Here is a 260-nt window from a genome sequence, read left to right as displayed (position 1 = left end):
CCAACGACAAGGAGACACACCGTGGTCGACAAAGCCGTATCCGAATTCTGGCAAAACATCGCGCCGATTGCCAATCCGTTCAAGCCCGATGCGCTGCCGGAAGCTTACATCCCGAACGCGGCCAGCGACGACGAGCGCCTTTACGTTCCGTTCACCGAAACGGTTTCATCGCGGCCGCTATGGATCTCGCCGTCGCAGAACAAGTGGTGCGACATCCTGATGGCGAAGGAAGCCGGGCTCGTGAACCGCCACTATCACCC

1 pseudogene is annotated in these 260 nt (G+C 59.6%); it reads left to right on the top strand.

Annotated features, from left to right (window positions below):
• Positions 1–21 precede the first annotated feature (21 nt).
• A pseudogene (locus SB751_RS32160) lies at positions 22–260 on the top strand (2,4-dihydroxyacetophenone dioxygenase); the annotation flags it as partial.

Source organism: Cupriavidus sp. SIMBA_020 (assembly GCF_046535395.1).
GTDB classification, from domain to species: Bacteria; Pseudomonadota; Gammaproteobacteria; order Burkholderiales; family Burkholderiaceae; genus Cupriavidus; species Cupriavidus campinensis.
The sequence above is the reverse complement of the archived record's forward strand: the minus strand, read 5'-3'. Positions and strand labels throughout refer to the sequence as shown.